Raw genomic sequence first — 15,082 nt, 5'->3', positions numbered from 1 at the left:
AGGAAAAGAATATGAGCCGTATCCTGGTGGTGGAAGACGAATCGGCGATTGCCGAGCTGATCTCGATCAATCTGCGTCATGCCGGATTCGATGTGACGATCGCCGGCAGTGCCGATCAGGCGCAGCTGGAGGTGGATCGGGTGCTGCCGGACCTGGTGGTGCTGGACTGGATGCTGCCGGGTCAGTCGGGCCTGGCGCTGGCGCGGCTTTGGCGCGGTGCGGTGCGCACCAAGGAGCTGCCCATCATCATGCTGACCGCGCGGGCCGAGGAGACCGACAAGGTCTCGGGGCTGGATGCCGGCGCCGATGACTATCTGACCAAGCCCTTCTCGACCAATGAGCTGCTGGCGCGCATCCGTGCGGTGCTGCGCCGCAAGGCGCCCGAGGCGCTGGACTCGGTGGTCGAGATCAGCGGCCTGAGCCTGGACCCGGGCACGCGCCGCGTCAGTCGCGAAGGTGTCGAGGTCAAGCTGGGCCCGACCGAATTCCGCCTGCTGCACTTCTTCATGACCCATCCCGAGCGCGTGCACAGCCGCTCGCAACTGCTGGACCGGGTCTGGGGCGACCATGTCTTCATCGAGGAGCGCACGGTGGACGTGCATGTCAAGCGTCTGCGTGAGGCGCTGGAGCGGGTGCACTGCGCACGCATGATAGAGACGGTGCGTGGCGCGGGTTACCGGCTGACGCAACAGGCCAGCGCGCTGTCCGCCTGAGCCAGGAACTGGAGTTTCAGTGAACTGGCTGCTGCCGCGTATTGCATTGGCCACCCTGGCCGTGGCTCTGGGAGCCTTGGTCGGTGTGTGGGTGGGGCGCTGGTCGCAGGCGCCATTTCTGGGGGAGGTCCTGGGCGCGGGCAGTGCGGTGCTGGTGCTGGTGCTGGTCGACTCGCTGCGCGGCCATCGGCTGATCCAGTGGCTGCGCGGCAACCAGCAAGGCGCCGCGCCGCGCGACACCGGTTTCTGGGGCGAACTGGGCTATCGCATCGAGCGCGCGGTCCGCGAGCGCGAGCGCGTCATCGATCGCGAGCGTCTGCAGCTCTCGCAGTTCCTGTCGGCCATCGAGGCCTCGCCCAATGGCGTGCTGATGCTGGACCGGCATGACCATATCCAGTGGTGCAACAAGGTGGCGGCCGACCACTTCGCGCTCGATCCGCAGCGCGATCTGCAGCAGCGCATCACGAATCTGGTGCGCTCACCGGCTTTTGTCAGCTATCTGCAGTCGGGGCAGTACGCCGAGCCGCTGATGCTGGGCAATACCCGCAGCCCAGGCAACCTCTCGGTGGTGGTGCGCTCCTATGGCGAGGGCATGCGGCTGGTGCTGTCGCAGGATGTCACCGAGCGCGAGCGCGCCGAGAGCATGCGGCGCGACTTCGTCGCCAATGTCTCGCACGAGATCCGCACGCCGCTGACGGTACTGACCGGTTTCATCGAGACCATGAGCTCGCTGCCGCTGACCGAGGCCGAGCGCAAGCGCGTGCTCTTCCTGATGGGCCAGCAGACCCAGCGCATGCTGACCCTGGTCAGCGATCTGCTGACCCTGGCCCAGCTGGAAGGCAGCCCGCGCCCGGCACCGGACCGCTGGGTCAGCCTGGACGGCTTGCTGAACCGCGTCGCGTCGGACGCGCAGGCGCTGTCCTCGGGCCGGCACCAGATCAGCGTGCAGACCGAGACCCATGCCGATGTGGCCGGCGTCGAGCCCGAGCTGCTCAGCGCGGCCGCCAATCTGGTGACCAATGCGGTGCGCTACACGCCGGACGGCGGCGCCATCGATGTGGTCTGGCGCCTGCAGACCGATGGCAGCGGCGAGCTGAGCGTTTGCGACACCGGCCCGGGCATTGCCCGCGAGCATCTGCCGCGTCTGACCGAGCGCTTCTACCGTGTCGACGGCAGTCGCTCGCGCGAGACCGGCGGCACCGGCCTGGGTCTGTCCATCGTCAAGCATGTGGCGCAGCGCCATGGCGGCGAGCTGCACATCCAGAGCGAACCCGGCAAGGGCTCGAAGTTTCGCCTGGTGCTGCCGGCCGTGCGGGTACGGGTGGCCGGCGGCGAGGCCGAGGTGGGCGTCGAGGCGGCGATGCCGCGCGCGCAGGCCTGAGGATGTCTCAGAGCCGGCGCAGCACCAGGTAGTGCTGCACCCGATCGGTCGGGCGGCGCACGGTGCCGACCTGGCTCCAACCCTCGGGCAGCGTTGCCTGGGTATCGTTCTGCAGCAGCGCGTACTGGCAGCTGCTCTGTGCCAGCGGCCGGCGTGCCTCGATCACCCAGCCGCCCTGAAATTCCAGCGAGGCCAGCAGCGACATCGGCTGGCCCGGTGCGGCCAGGCAGTTGAACTCGGTGGGCAACTGGCTGCGCAGCCGCTCGATCAGTGCACGATTGCTGCGCGCATAGTCCAGCAGCGGCAGCCACAAGCTCATCGCCAGCAGCCACAGCAGGGCCACGCCGCCGGCCGGCAGCACCAGGCTTTTCCATAGCGCATGCTGGTGGCGGGCCGTGCGCCAGCGCACCAGCGCGATCCAGGCCGCCGTGCCGAGCAGGGCCACGGCCAGCGCCAGCGGATGGAAGCTGGGCTCGAAGCCCTGCGCCAGCTTGCGGATATTGGCCAGCGGCTGGGTCGGCCAGCCGGCCTGCATCGAGGCGTAATAGGCCCACACGAAAAGCGCGCCGGCGCTGAAGAAGAACACCGAGAACCAGTCCATCGCCGCCGCGACGCTGCGCCTCAGCGTCGGCAGCGCAAAGCTGGCCAGTACCGCCAGCGCCGGCAGTGCCAGCAGCAGCGCGCGGTCCGAACCATTCATCAGCAGGCTGGTGACCAGCGGTACCAGCACGCCCAGCAGCGGCACGCTGACATGGCGATGCTGCCAATGGCGCCGCCAGCGCCACAGCGTCCACAGCGCCATCGGCCAGGCCGGCCAGCAGAACCAGGCGAGCTGGCTGACGAAACGCAGCGGGTCCTTGGCATGGCCGTCCACCGCGACGCGCCAGGCCCAGCCGCGGAATTCCCAGGCGCTCAGCGCGCCCAGGGCCACCGCCACCAGCAGCCAGGGCAGCAAGCGCCGCACCTGCTCATAGCTGGAGCGGCGCACCAGCCAGGCGCCACCGGCCCCCAGTGCTGCCGCCATCGCCGGCGCGCCGCTGGCGGCCAGCAGCGGCAGGGCCAGCAGCACGGCAATGCGGGCCTTGGTCTCGCGGTAGGGCGCGGCCGCCAGGCCGTAGATGAACAGGCTGCAAGCCAGCAACTGCATCAGCTCGGGCGTCGTTTCATGGCCCAGCAGCAGCAGGCCCAGCGAGGCCACCAGGGCCAACCGCGCACCATCGGCCAGCGCCCGCGCGGAATCGAGCGCATGGGCCTCGCCGCCAACGGCGAAGGCCACCGGCTGGCCTGCATCGGTGCGGGCCAGATGGCAGGTCGTGTACCAGACCCGCACCAGCACGGCCACCAGGGCCAACCGCGCACCATCGGCCAGCGCACGCGCGTAATCGATCGCATGGGCCTCGCCGCCAAAGGCGAAGGCCACCGGCTGGGCTGCATCGGTGCGGGCCAGATGGAAGGTCGTGTACCAGACCAGCACCAGCACGGCCACCAGGGCCAGGCCGAAGGGCAGACGCGCGGCCAGCGCCGGGTCCAGCCAGGGCAGGGCCTTGATGAAGGCTGCGCCTATCCAATAGGGCAGCAGGCCGCCCTCGGACGGGATGCCTGCGATCGCCGGTTGCCACCAGGCGGCATGGCCTTGCGCGATGCTGGCCATGAAGCCGAAGGCCGTCATGTCGGCATTGCGCCAGGGGTCGCGGCCGAACAGGCCGGGAATCACATAGGCGGCACAGAACAGCAGCAGGGCCAGGCGCGGCAGCCGCTGGGCGCCGCGTTCGGCCACGATGGCGGGGTTGGGCAGGTTCACGCGCGGGATTCTTCTACGGGTTTGTCTCGGTGCGCATCATGCCGCAGAACCTGGGTTCTTCCGGCGCCATGAAAAAAGGCAGCCTGAGCTGCCTTTTGCTGGACCGCCGCGTAAGCGGCGATGTCTTTACTTCTTGAACTGCGCAAACTTGTTGCGGAACTTCTCGACGCGACCGCCCAGATTGTCGATGCTCTTTTGCTGGCCGGTGTAGAAGGGGTGCGACTCGCTGGTGGTTTCCAGCTTGACCAGGGGCAGCGTGCGGCCGTCTTCCAGGGTCACGGAGTCCTTGGTCTGCACGGTCGAGCGCGTGATGAACTGGAAACCGTTGGATTGGTCCACGAAGGCCACTTCGCGGTAGTTGGGGTGAATGCCGTCTTTCATGAGAGACCTCTCGCTGCAGTGCCGGTAGCCACGCCGCACCATGCGACGCACTTTCCGACAGCGGAAAAACGCGGATTATAGCCTGAAGTAGGAACGCCACCCGAAGGTGGCGTTCGCGCACCGCCACAGCGGTGCCATGAAGTCCTGCAGAACCGAGCTCTTTAACCGCCTCGACGCATCATGTCGAAGAAGTCGAGGTTGTTCTTGGTGGACTTCATCTTGTCGAGAATGAACTCCATCGCCTCGATCTCGTCCATCGGGTAGAGCAGCTTGCGCAGGATCCAGCTCTTTTGCAGGATCTCGGGCTTGAGCAGCAGCTCTTCGCGGCGGGTGCCGGACTTGTTGATCAGGATCGAAGGGTAGACGCGCTTCTCGGCCATGCGGCGATCCAGATGGATTTCGCAGTTGCCCGTGCCCTTGAATTCTTCGTAGATCACCTCGTCCATGCGGCTGCCGGTTTCCACCAGGGCCGTGCCGATGATGGTCAGCGAGCCGCCTTCCTCGATCTTGCGGGCCGCGCCGAAGAAGCGCTTGGGGCGCTGCAGCGCGTTGGCGTCCACACCGCCGGTCAACACCTTGCCCGACGAAGGCAGGACGTTGTTGTAGGCACGCGCCAGGCGGGTGATCGAGTCCAGCAGGATGATCACGTCCTTCTTCATCTCGACCAGGCGCTTGGCCCGCTCGATCACCATTTCGGCGACCTGCACATGGCGGGCGGCCGGCTCGTCGAAGGTCGAGGAGATCACCTCGCCACGCACGGTGCGCAGCATCTCGGTCACTTCTTCCGGACGCTCGTCGACCAGCAGCACGATCAGATGGCAGTCGGGGTGATTGGCCACCAGCGCATGCGCCAGCTGCTGCATCATCACGGTCTTGCCGGTCTTGGGCTGGGCCACCAGCAGCGCGCGCTGGCCTTTGCCTATCGGCGCGATCAGGTCGATGATGCGGCCGGTGATGTTCTCTTCGCTCTTGACACCGTCGCGCTCGAGCTTGAACTGCTCGCGCGGGAATAGCGGCGTCAAGTTCTCGAACATGATCTTGTGCTTGCTCTCCTCGGGCGTCGCGTCGTTGACGCGGTCGACCTTGACCAGGGCAAAGTAGCGCTCGCCATCCTTGGGCACGCGCACCTCGCCTTCGATCATGTCGCCGGTGTGGAGATTGAAGCGCCGGATCTGGCTGGGGCTCAGATAGATGTCGTCGGTCGACGCCATATAGCTGGCCTCGATCGAGCGCAGGAAGCCGAAGCCATCGGGCAGCACTTCCAGCACGCCGTCACCGAAGACTTGTTCTCCGGCCTTGGCGCGCTTTTTCATGATGGCAAACATCAGCTCCTGCTTGCGCAGCCGAGCGACGTTGTCGATTTCCAGCTCCTCGCCCATCTTGATGAGCTCGGAAACGTGAAGCGCTTTCAGTTCTGAAAGGTGCATGGGTGAATACCCTGAGAGTCGTCCCAGGCCCTGCCAAGGGCCACGGACAAATACTTCGGCGGCAAGCACTGCATTCAAGCCCGACAGCATCGGTGCATGAACGAGACGGAAGACATACGCGGGAGCTTGGGCGCCGAGTCCACGCGCCAGAACCTGGTCAGGTCGGGCGTGTTGGCAGTCTGCTGTTCAGTGCGGTCGGTGCGTTTGGAACACCGGCCGCGCCGAACAGGTTGGAATCATTATAGGTTAGCGTCCAGGAAGGCCGTCAACTGGGCCTTGGACAAAGCGCCGACCTTGGTGGCGGCCAACTGGCCACCCTTGAACAGCATCAAGGTCGGGATGCCGCGGATGCCGAACTTGGCCGGCACCTCGCGGTTCTCGTCCACATTCATCTTGGCGACCTGCAGGCGCTCCTGGTAGGAGGTCGAGACCTCGTCGAGGATGGGCGCAATCATCTTGCAAGGGCCGCACCACTCGGCCCAGTAATCCACCAGCACGGGTTTGTCGGCTTGGATCACGTCGGCTTCAAAAGACGCGTCGGAAATATGTTTGATCAGTTCGCTGCTCATGGGTTGTCCTTGGCTGGCCGACTTCGCGTAGGCGGCATCAGAGGCACAATGATTCTGACACAAAGCCCCGCCGCAGGATTGCGGCCGGTCACAAGGCCCATATCCGGGCGCAGCCTTCATTCTCAAGCCCTTGTCATCACGCCACCTGTTCCCTCTCGATGCCGGCCATGGCGCCGCCCAGTTCTGGCTGCGACTGGCCGAGACGGCCGCTGCCTGGCTGGAAGGCCAGGGTCTGGCGGCGCGCGATGCCGTGCTGCTGCTGCCCTTCGCGCAACACCTGGCCCCGGCGCGGCGTGCCTGGATGCAGCTTTCGCGCTGGCAGCCGCGCATCGAGACCACCCACAGCCTGGCCGCCGCGCTGGGCCCGACGCCGCTGCCGCAGGCCCAGCAGATCAGCTTCGATGCGGCGATCGATGGCCTGGCCGCGCGCGACCTGCTGCAGTCGCAAAGCTGGGCCCAGGCCTTGCGCGCCCGCGATGCCCGGGCCTTCGATCTGGCCGTGCAGCGCCTGGTCGAGACCGCCCATGCCTGGGCCAGGGCGGCCGCGCAGCGCTCGCCGCAGGCGCGCGAACTGCTGTGGCAGCAGGCGCGCCTGGCCCTGCAGAGCACCGGGCCTGGCGGTCTGGAGCGGGCGCTGGCCCTGGTGGCGCTGGAATGGGCGGCGGCCGACACCCGGGTGCCGCCCACCGATGCGCTGTTCGACTTGCGTCCCAGCGCCTGGCTGCATCTGCAGTGCGGTGGCCCGGACCCACTGGCCGAGGCGCTGCTGGAGCGGGCCGAGGCGGTGGGCCTGCCCTGCCTGCGCCTGTGCGCCGATCTGGCACTGGATCAGGTGTTTGCGGCCAGCCCGCCGCTGGGGCCGCTGGAGCAGGCCTTGTGCGAGGACTTCGAGGACCTCGCGCAGAGCAGCGCGGCCGCCGTGCTCGGGCATCTGCAGGCCGGCCGCAGCCCGGTTGCGCTGATTGCTCAGGACCGGGTGCTGATACGTCGGGTCCGCGCGCTGCTGGAGCGCCAGGAACTGGGCATTGCCGATGAAACCGGCTGGACCCTGGCGACCACGCCACCCGCCGCCCAGCTGATGGCCTTGCTGCGCACCGCGCGCGGCCAGGCCAGCCTGGATGAATGGCTGGCTTTTCTGAAATGCGCGTTGGCGGCTCGGCTGCGCGATGCGGCCGGCTCGGGCGCGCTGACGGCTTTGGAAGCCCGCTGCCGTGCGCGCGGCTGGTCCGCGCCGGCGGCGGTGCGCGCCGATCTGCTCAGCCCGGCCAGCGCCCGGTTGTGGCAGGCTGCGCGGCAATGCCTGCAGCCGCTATCGGCCGGCGCGGCCTCGCGCAGCCTGGCCGACTGGCTGGCGGCGCTGAAAGAGGTCTTGCAGCTGCTCGGCGCCGAGGCGCTGATCGAGGCCCAGGATGCCGGCGAGGCCTTGCTCGATGCGCTGTGGCTGCGCCGCTCACCCTGGCCCGATTCGGCTCACGAGGCGGTGCTGCAGCAGGCTCAGCTGAGCATGGCCGACTTCCTGGCCTGGGTCGACGCCAGCCTGGAAGCGGCGCAGTATGTGCCGCCGCCGCTGGGCGAGGTGGTGGTGATGATCACACCGCTGGCGCGCGCGATGTTGCGGCCTTTCGGCGCTGTCGTGCTGCCGGGCGCCGATGCCCAGACCCTGGGGCCGGTGCCGGCCGGGCCGGCCCTGCTTGGCGACACGCTGGCGCGCGAACTGGGCCTGCCCCGCATCGAGGACAAGCGCGCGGCCCTGGCCCTGACCTTTGCCCAGCTGCTGCGTGCCCCGGCCCTGACCCTGCTGCGCTGCCGCAGCAAGGGCAGCGAGCCGCTGGCCGCCAGCCCCTTGCTGGAGCGCCTGGCCTTGGCGCTGCAAGCCGCCGGCCATGAACCCATCGCCGCCTGGCAGGACCGGCGTGAGCGGCTGAGCCTGCAGCCGCAGCCGCTGCAACGCGCCCAGGCCCACGCCGAGGGGCGCTTGCCGGCGGCGCTGAGCGCCAGCGCGGTCGAGTCGCTGCGCAACTGCCCCTATCAGTTCTTCGCCCGCGTGCTGCTGGGGCTGCGCGAGCAGGCCGAGCTGGAGGCCGAGGCCGACAAGCGCGACTACGGCAGCTGGCTGCATGCGGTGCTGCACCAGTTTCACCAGCAGCGGCTGCTGCCGACGCTGGACGATGGCGATGAAGCGCTGCTGCAGCGCGCGGCCATTGAGCAGATGCAGGTCCTGGGTCTGTCCGCGGCCGAGTTCCTGCCCTTCTCGGCCGGTTTTGCGCGCTTCGTGCCGCGCTATCTGCAGTGGCTGCGCGAGCAGGAGTCGGCCGGCGTGCACTACGCGGCGGGCGAGCTGGAGCGTGAGGTCATGCCCTATGCCGACGGCGGCGCGGTGCTGCAGGACCTGCGGCTGCGCGGCCGGCTCGACCGTGTCGATGTCTCCAGCGGTACGCGCCTGCTGGTTGACTACAAGACCGGCAGCGTCGCGGGCCTGAAAGCCAAGGTGGCCGATCCGGCCGAGGACACGCAGCTGGCCGTCTATGCGGCCCTGATGCAGGGCGCGGCCGAGCCCGCCGGGCCGCCGGGCCTGGAGGCGCTGTATCTGGCGCTTGACGATGCCAAGGGCATCGCCGCCGTGCCGCATCCGGATGTGAGCGACAGCGCTGAGCTGCTGCTCTGGGGTTTGAAGAACGATTTGCTGGCCCTGCATGGGGGCGCGCCGCTGCCGGCGCTGGGCGAGGGCATGGCCTGCGCCTATTGCGAGATGCGCGGCCTGTGCCGCCGTGATGACTGGGCCGGAGCGGCACTGTGATGCAAGAACAAGCGGCCTACACCTGCGACGGCGCCCCGGTGGCGCGCGAACGCTTTTATGCGCTGGCCTGCGATCCGCAGCGCAGCGTGGTCGTCGAGGCCTGCGCCGGCGCGGGCAAGACCTGGATGCTGGTCTCGCGCATCCTGCGCGCGCTGCTGGAGGGCGCGCAGCCGCAGGACATCGTCGCGATCACCTTCACCCGCAAGGCCGCCGGCGAGATGCGCCAGCGCCTGGGCGAATGGCTGGATGAGTTTGCGCACTGCAGCGAGGCGCAGCGCCGCGAGGCGCTGATACAGCGCGGCATGCCGGTCGAGCAGGCGGCCGCGCTGGCCCCGGCGCTGGCCGGTCTGCAGCAGCAGCTCTTGCAGGCCGGACGCATGGTCGAGATCCGTACCTTCCACGCCTGGTTCTCGCAGCTGCTGCGCGCCGCGCCGCTGGAGCTGCTGGAGGCCCAGGGCATCGCGCCCGAGCTGCAGCTGCTGGAGGACGAGAGTGAGCTGATGCCCGAGTTGTGGCAGCGCTTTCATGCGGCCGTGCTGGCCGACCAGGCGCTGCTGGCCGCCTATCAGGCCCTGGTGTTCGAGCAGGGGCGCAACAGGGTGCTGAGCTGGCTGGAATCGGCCTTTGCAAAGCGGGTCGAGATCCGGCTGGCCGCGCAGGCTGGACGCCTGCATGACAGCGTGGCCGATGCTGCTAGCGTCGCGCCCGAGTTCGCCGGCCTGGCGCATCCGCTGGAGGCTTTCGCAGCGCTGCGGGCCGATCTGGCGACGCTGGCGCGGGTGCTGGGCCAGGCCAAGAACGCCACGCCCAAGAAGGCCGCAGTGGCCATCGAGCAAGGCCTGAGCCTGCCGGATGAGCAGGCGGTGGAGGCCGTCATCGAGGCCTTGTTCACCGCGACCGGCACGCCGCGCAAGAACCTGGGCGAGAGTCTGGAGCTGCAGTCGGCCATCGAGCGGCTGGAGCGTCTGAAGCTGGCGCTGGCCCAGCACCAGGCGCGGGACTGGCATCTGCAGATGTGCCGGCTGTCCCTGTGCCTGCTCGATGAGTTCGAGGCGCTCAAGCGCGCCCGCGGCCTGGTCGATATGAACGATCTGGAGCGCGGCGCGCTGGCCCTGCTCAGCGATGCGCCGCTGGCGGGCTGGGTGCAGGAGCGGCTGGACACGCAGATCCGCCACCTGCTGATCGACGAGTTCCAGGACACCAGCCCGCTGCAATGGCATGCCCTCTATGCCTGGCTGGCCGGCTATGTCGGCGCCGGTGGCGGCGCCAGCGGCCAGCGGCCGCCCTCGGTCTTCATCGTCGGCGATCCGAAGCAGAGCATCTACCGCTTCCGCCGCGCCGAGCCGCGCGTGTTTGCCGCCGCGCGCGATTTCGTCCGCGACGGCCTGGCCGGCACGGTGCTGGCCTGCGACCACACGCGCCGCAACGCGCCGCCGGTGCTGGCCGCCGTCAACACGGCCTTCGATGCGGCCAGCCGGGCCCAGGAGTACAGCGGCTTTCGCCCGCACACGACCGAGGCGGGTGCCGCCTCGGCGCTGGACGGCGTGTTCTTCATCGATGACGACGGTGTCGACAGCGACATCGCCGACACGCCTGGCGACGAGCTGCAGGCCTGGCGCCCCAGCCTCAGCCAGGCGCGCCACGAGCCCGAGCTGCACCGCCGCGCTGCCGAGGCGCAGCGCATCGCCGGCTGCATCGAGCAGTTGCTGAGCGGGGAGGGCGTGCAGCCCGGCGAGATCTATGTGCTGGCGCGCAAGCGCGAGGGCCTGCGGGTGCTGGCGCAGACCTTGAAGGCGCGCGGCCTGCCCCATGTGGCGCCCGAGGACATGGCGCTGCTGGACTCGCCCGATGTGCGCGATCTGCTGGCCCTGCTCGACGCGCTGGCCTCGCCGGGGCACAACCTGTCGCTGGCCCATGCGCTGCGCAGCCCCTTGTTCGGCGCCAGCGAGGCCGATCTGTTGCAGCTGGCCGCCTGCTCGGGCAGTGCCGACTGGCTGGGCCGGCCGCGGCCCGAGGAAGCGGCGCGTATGGCCTGGTGGGCGGCGCTGACGCTGGCGGACGAGCAAGACCTGTCCCCGGCGCTGCGGCGCGCCCGCGAGCTGCTGAATCGCTGGGAGCGGCTGGCCGGCGAACGCAGCCCGCATGACCTGCTGGACGCCATCGTCTTCGAGGGCGACCTGATGGCGCGGCTGGCCTGTGCCGTGCCGCCCAGCGAGCGGCGCTCGCGCCTGCATGCGGTCGAGGCCTTGCTGGCCCTGGCGCTGGATCTCGATGGCGGCCGCTACGCCAGCCTCTACGGCTTTGTGCGCGCGCTGAAGAGCCGCGCCTTGAAGCTGGCCGCACCGGCCGAACCCGAGGCGGTGCAGCTGCTGACCGTGCATGGTGCCAAGGGGCTGGAGGCCCGTGTCGTGTTTCTGATGGACTGCGAGGCCGGGCCGGCCCGCGCCGAGAGCAGCAGCCTGGCGATCGCCTGGCCGGTGCAGGAGTCGGCGCCCAGTGTGGTGGCCTTCCTGGCCTCGGAGAGCCGGCCACCGCCCTCGCTGCAGCCGCTGCTCGACGACGAGCGCGAGCAGCGCCAGCGCGAGGAGTTGAACGCCCTCTATGTCGCGATGACGCGGGCCCGCTCGCGCCTGGTGCTGAGCCGCAGCCCCTCGCAGCGCAAGCCGGCCAACGCCACCTGGTGGAGCCGCCTGCAGCCACTGGCGATGGCCTTGCAGGTGACGGTCGAGGCTGTGGGCGAGTCTGCGGCGGCGGCCGCGCCGTTCCAGCTCAAGACCCTGCCACTGGCGCCGCCGCGCGCCGCAATGCCGGTCGTCGAGATGGGGCAGGGGCCTGCCGTGGTCGACGACAGCGCGGCGCTGGGCGAGGCGCTGCACCGGGTGCTGGAATGGGCCAGCGGCCCGAGCGCGACAGCTCAGCCCTTGCCGCGTCTGCTGGCGGCCGCCGCGCAGATGTATGGCCTGGATGCCAAACGCAGCGAACGGCTGGAGCGCAGCGCGCGGACCATCCTGGACAGCGCCGAGTGCGCGCCCTTCTTCGATGCGCCGGCGCTGCTGTGGGCCGGCAACGAGGTGCCGGTCAGCTGGCAGGGTCAGGACATGCGTCTGGACCGGCTGGTCTGTCGCCATGCCGGCTCCGGACAGGCGCCGATCTGGTGGGTGCTCGACTACAAGCTGCATCCCGCGCCGCAGAACAATCCCGAGTATTTGCAGCAGTTGCAGCGCTATCGCGAGGCCGTGCTGAGGCTGCAGCCGGGCGAACCGGTGCGCACCGCCTTCATCACCGGCCAGGGGCGCTTGGTGGACTGCACCGAGCGGGTCGAGCAGATAAGTCTCGGGGGCGAGTAAAAAACCAGGCTAGAATAGCGGTCTTAGTCGGGGCGTAGCGCAGCCTGGTAGCGCATCTGCTTTGGGAGCAGAGGGTCGCGAGTTCGAATCCCGCCGCCCCGACCAAGATTCATCAGGAAAATCAATGAGTTACAGCAGAAGTGCCGTGACTCATTTTTTTGCCATGTCGATTCTGCGCCTCATGGGTAAACCAAGGGGTAAACCACTGCGAAGCCAAGCTGCCTTGCTTCTGAAGCTCCTTGACCGCCAACGCGCTACAGCGCGTGGTGTGGCCCGGGGCAGATTGCCTCGAGCAGGTGGCCAGGAGCTACCCCGAGTCACTGTCGGGTGCCGAACCGTTGGCCGGCTGCGTAGCCTTCTACGTGGACCGTCTCGCCTGCAGTGTGGTCGGAGTGAAGGTGGAGCCGCAGTCTGGCGTCTTCTATGGCGGCTGGATCGCGCCCGACCTGGCGGGGCCGTTCAAGGGCGGAGCCGGCAGCAGGGATTGGTAGCCAACATGGTCTGTGCCCGGGCGCGCGGAGTGGCTGGGGTAGCGCCGTCCCTTTGTCGCAAATGTCGGCGAGGCTTGCCAGAGCTTAGTGGGGGGGCTGCGTGATCGTGTTTTGTCTTCTCCGTAAGATGCTGCCTGAGGAAGCGTCCTCCACGTTTAGGGGGCTGCGATGCCTCAACGCTTGCGGCGGTCACATGTCAAGACGCATCATGGTCCGGCAACTTCAGGAGCTAGTCCATGTTGGTTTCCGGCAAGAACTGACCCTCTACCGTCACTGATTTCCGTTCAAACCTGACCCACGTATGAACCCTAGCCTGCCGCAAATTGCGGCAGGAGTTATGGAGTGATTGACGTGGCGACACTAAGTGTCATCAGGCGATGGGCCCTGCGTGAGCAGTTGTCCATCCGCGAGATAGCCAAACGAACTGGCCTGTCTCGCAACACCATCAGGAAGTACCTGCGCAGCGGCGACAAGGAACCGTCGTACGCCAAGCGCGAGAGCGTGAGCCGGCTCGATCCGTTCGCGGACAAGCTGGCCCAGTGGCTCAAGACCGAAGCCAGCAAGAACCGCAAGCACCGGCGCACCTTGAAGCAGATGCACGCCGAGCTGATGGAACTCGGCTTCGACGGCTCCTACAACCGCGTGGCCGCGTTCGCGCGAGACTGGGCGCTCAAGCGCCAGGAGGAGCAGAAGACCACCGGCCGTGGCACCTTCGTGCCGCTGGTCTTCGAGCCCGGCGAGGCCTTCCAGTTCGACTGGAGCGAGGACTGGGCGGTGATCGCTGGCGAGCGCACCAAGCTGCAGGTGGCGCACTTCAAGCTCAGCCACAGCCGGGCCTTCTACATCCGGGCCTACCTGCAGACCCACGAGATGCTGTTCGACGCCCACAACCACGCCTTCCGCGTGTTCGGCGGCGTGCCCAGGCGCGGCATCTACGACAACATGAAGACCGCCGTGGACAAGGTCCTGACCGGCAAGGCGCGCGATGTCAACGCGCGCTTCGCCGCGATGGTCAGCCACTACCTCTTCGAGGTCGAGTTCTGCAACCCGGCCTCAGGCTGGGAGAAGGGCCAGATCGAGAAGAACGTGCGCGACGCCCGGCATCGGCTCTGGCAGCCTGTGCCGGCCTTCCCGAACCTCGATGCCTTGAACGCCTGGCTGGAGGAGCGCTGCAAGGCGCTGTGGTCGGAGATCTCGCACGGCAAGCTGCCCGGCACCGTGCACGATGCCTGGCAGGACGAGCGGCGGCTGCTGATGCAACTGCCACGCCCGTTCGACGGCTTCATCGAGCACGCCAAGCGCGTCTCGCCAACTTGCCTGATCACCTTCGAGCGCACGAGGTACAGCGTGCCGGCGTCGTATGCGACCGTGGCCGACGATTTCACGCATGAGTGCGTGGACATCGCCGTGGACTATGGCATCTCAGGGCAGTACGTGACGCGGCTGCAGGACCGGGCTGCAATCTTCAGGGGCTATCCAGCTGCGGTGAGGACCGACAACGGGCCGGAGTTCACCTGCCGGGCCTTCATCGCCTGGGCGCAGGCTCACGGCGTGTGGCACATCCTGATCCAGCCAGGAAGACCTATGCAGAACGGCTACATTGAGAGCTTCAATGGCAAGTTCCGCGACGAGTGCTTGAACGAGCACTGGTTCCAAACGCTGCCACAGGCTCGCTCAGAGATCGCCATCTGGCGCCAGGACTACAACGAGTTGAGGCCGCACAGCAGCCTGTGACGGATACCGCCGGCGGAGTTTGCTCAGCGCCATCGCACCAAGAACGACCCCCACCGGCTTCAAGCAACGAGATCAGGTAATCTTTAAACCGGACTTCCGCCTGATTGGTACGGCGGGAGAGGGCAGGTCACCAAGCCGAAGCTCAGCGTGGGCGAAGCGATTGAGCGTGTGGACGTGGCCATGGTGTCTCCTGACTTGGACGCTAAGGTAGGCCACGCACGGGTTGGGTCGGACCGGCCAATGGTGCGAATAGTTGAAGGACTGCGCCGCGAAGCCGCTAGCAAGCTCCTGCGGCGCTCTCGTAGCCGTGCTGCGTGCGCGAGGCCTGGGCGCCTAGCCCTGAATGGGCGTGGCAGACTTGGCCGGCGCAGCTGCTGACTAGCAGGCTGTTGAAATTCGCCGCATTTGAGACCGGCCCTCACCGATTGAGGGCTGGTCGAA

8 protein-coding genes, 1 tRNA gene and 2 pseudogenes are annotated in these 15,082 nt (G+C 68.0%); 7 read left to right on the top strand and 4 right to left on the bottom strand.

The window, feature by feature from the left end; translation table 11 throughout:
• The first annotated feature begins 11 nt into the window (after window positions 1-11).
• Together phoB and phoR are read left to right on the top strand one after the other, a co-directional pair.
• Window positions 12-713: a phosphate regulon transcriptional regulator PhoB gene (gene phoB, locus PO768_RS16845; protein WP_262973776.1), complete on the top strand. Its 702-nt coding sequence runs from the start codon at window positions 12-14 to the stop codon at window positions 711-713.
• 19 nt (window positions 714-732) lie between these two features.
• Window positions 733-2,094, top strand: coding sequence for a phosphate regulon sensor histidine kinase PhoR (gene phoR / locus PO768_RS16840; protein ID WP_272646972.1), 1,362 nt, complete (start codon window positions 733-735; stop codon window positions 2,092-2,094).
• 7 nt (window positions 2,095-2,101) lie between these two features.
• On the opposite strand, the gene PO768_RS16835 is transcribed toward phoR, so the two are convergent.
• The 4 genes from PO768_RS16835 to trxA form a co-directional block, all read right to left on the bottom strand.
• On the bottom strand, window positions 2,102-3,895 hold the full coding sequence (locus PO768_RS16835) for a hypothetical protein (RefSeq protein ID WP_272646971.1): 1,794 nt from the start codon (window positions 3,893-3,895) through the stop codon (window positions 2,102-2,104).
• 126 nt (window positions 3,896-4,021) lie between these two features.
• The gene (locus PO768_RS16830) at window positions 4,022-4,276 is read right to left on the bottom strand and encodes a type B 50S ribosomal protein L31 (RefSeq protein WP_137945596.1); all 255 of its coding nucleotides are present in this window, start codon (window positions 4,274-4,276) and stop codon (window positions 4,022-4,024) included.
• Between the two features lie 161 nt (window positions 4,277-4,437).
• Window positions 4,438-5,703, bottom strand: coding sequence for a transcription termination factor Rho (gene rho / locus PO768_RS16825; RefSeq protein ID WP_137945597.1), 1,266 nt, complete (start codon window positions 5,701-5,703; stop codon window positions 4,438-4,440).
• A gap of 239 nt (window positions 5,704-5,942) precedes the next feature.
• Window positions 5,943-6,272 carry a thioredoxin TrxA gene (gene trxA, locus PO768_RS16820; RefSeq protein WP_137945598.1) on the bottom strand — a complete coding sequence of 110 codons (330 nt, stop codon included), beginning with the start codon at window positions 6,270-6,272 and terminating at the stop codon, window positions 5,943-5,945.
• Window positions 6,273-6,402: 130 nt separating this feature from the next.
• Between trxA and PO768_RS16815 the strand changes: the two genes are divergently transcribed.
• The 5 genes and pseudogenes from PO768_RS16815 to PO768_RS16795 all read left to right on the top strand — a co-directional run.
• Window positions 6,403-9,069 carry a PD-(D/E)XK nuclease family protein gene (locus PO768_RS16815; protein WP_272646970.1) on the top strand — a complete coding sequence of 889 codons (2,667 nt, stop codon included), beginning with the start codon at window positions 6,403-6,405 and terminating at the stop codon, window positions 9,067-9,069.
• Entirely contained in the window at window positions 9,069-12,416 is a 3,348-nt protein-coding gene (locus tag PO768_RS16810) for a UvrD-helicase domain-containing protein (RefSeq protein ID WP_272646969.1), read from the top strand. The genes PO768_RS16815 and PO768_RS16810 overlap by 1 nt, the downstream gene beginning before the upstream one ends.
• Before the next feature lie 28 nt (window positions 12,417-12,444).
• A tRNA-Pro gene (locus PO768_RS16805) sits at window positions 12,445-12,521 on the top strand.
• A gap of 728 nt (window positions 12,522-13,249) precedes the next feature.
• A pseudogene (gene istA, locus PO768_RS16800) lies at window positions 13,250-14,164 on the top strand (IS21 family transposase); the annotation flags it as partial.
• 108 nt (window positions 14,165-14,272) lie between these two features.
• A pseudogene (locus PO768_RS16795) lies at window positions 14,273-14,638 on the top strand (integrase core domain-containing protein); the annotation flags it as partial.
• Window positions 14,639-15,082 lie beyond the last annotated feature (444 nt).

Origin of the sequence: Paucibacter sp. XJ19-41 (assembly GCF_028462495.1) — a bacterium.
Classification (GTDB): Bacteria; Pseudomonadota; Gammaproteobacteria; order Burkholderiales; family Burkholderiaceae_C; genus Roseateles_E.
The sequence above is the reverse complement of the archived record's forward strand: the minus strand, read 5'-3'. Positions and strand labels throughout refer to the sequence as shown.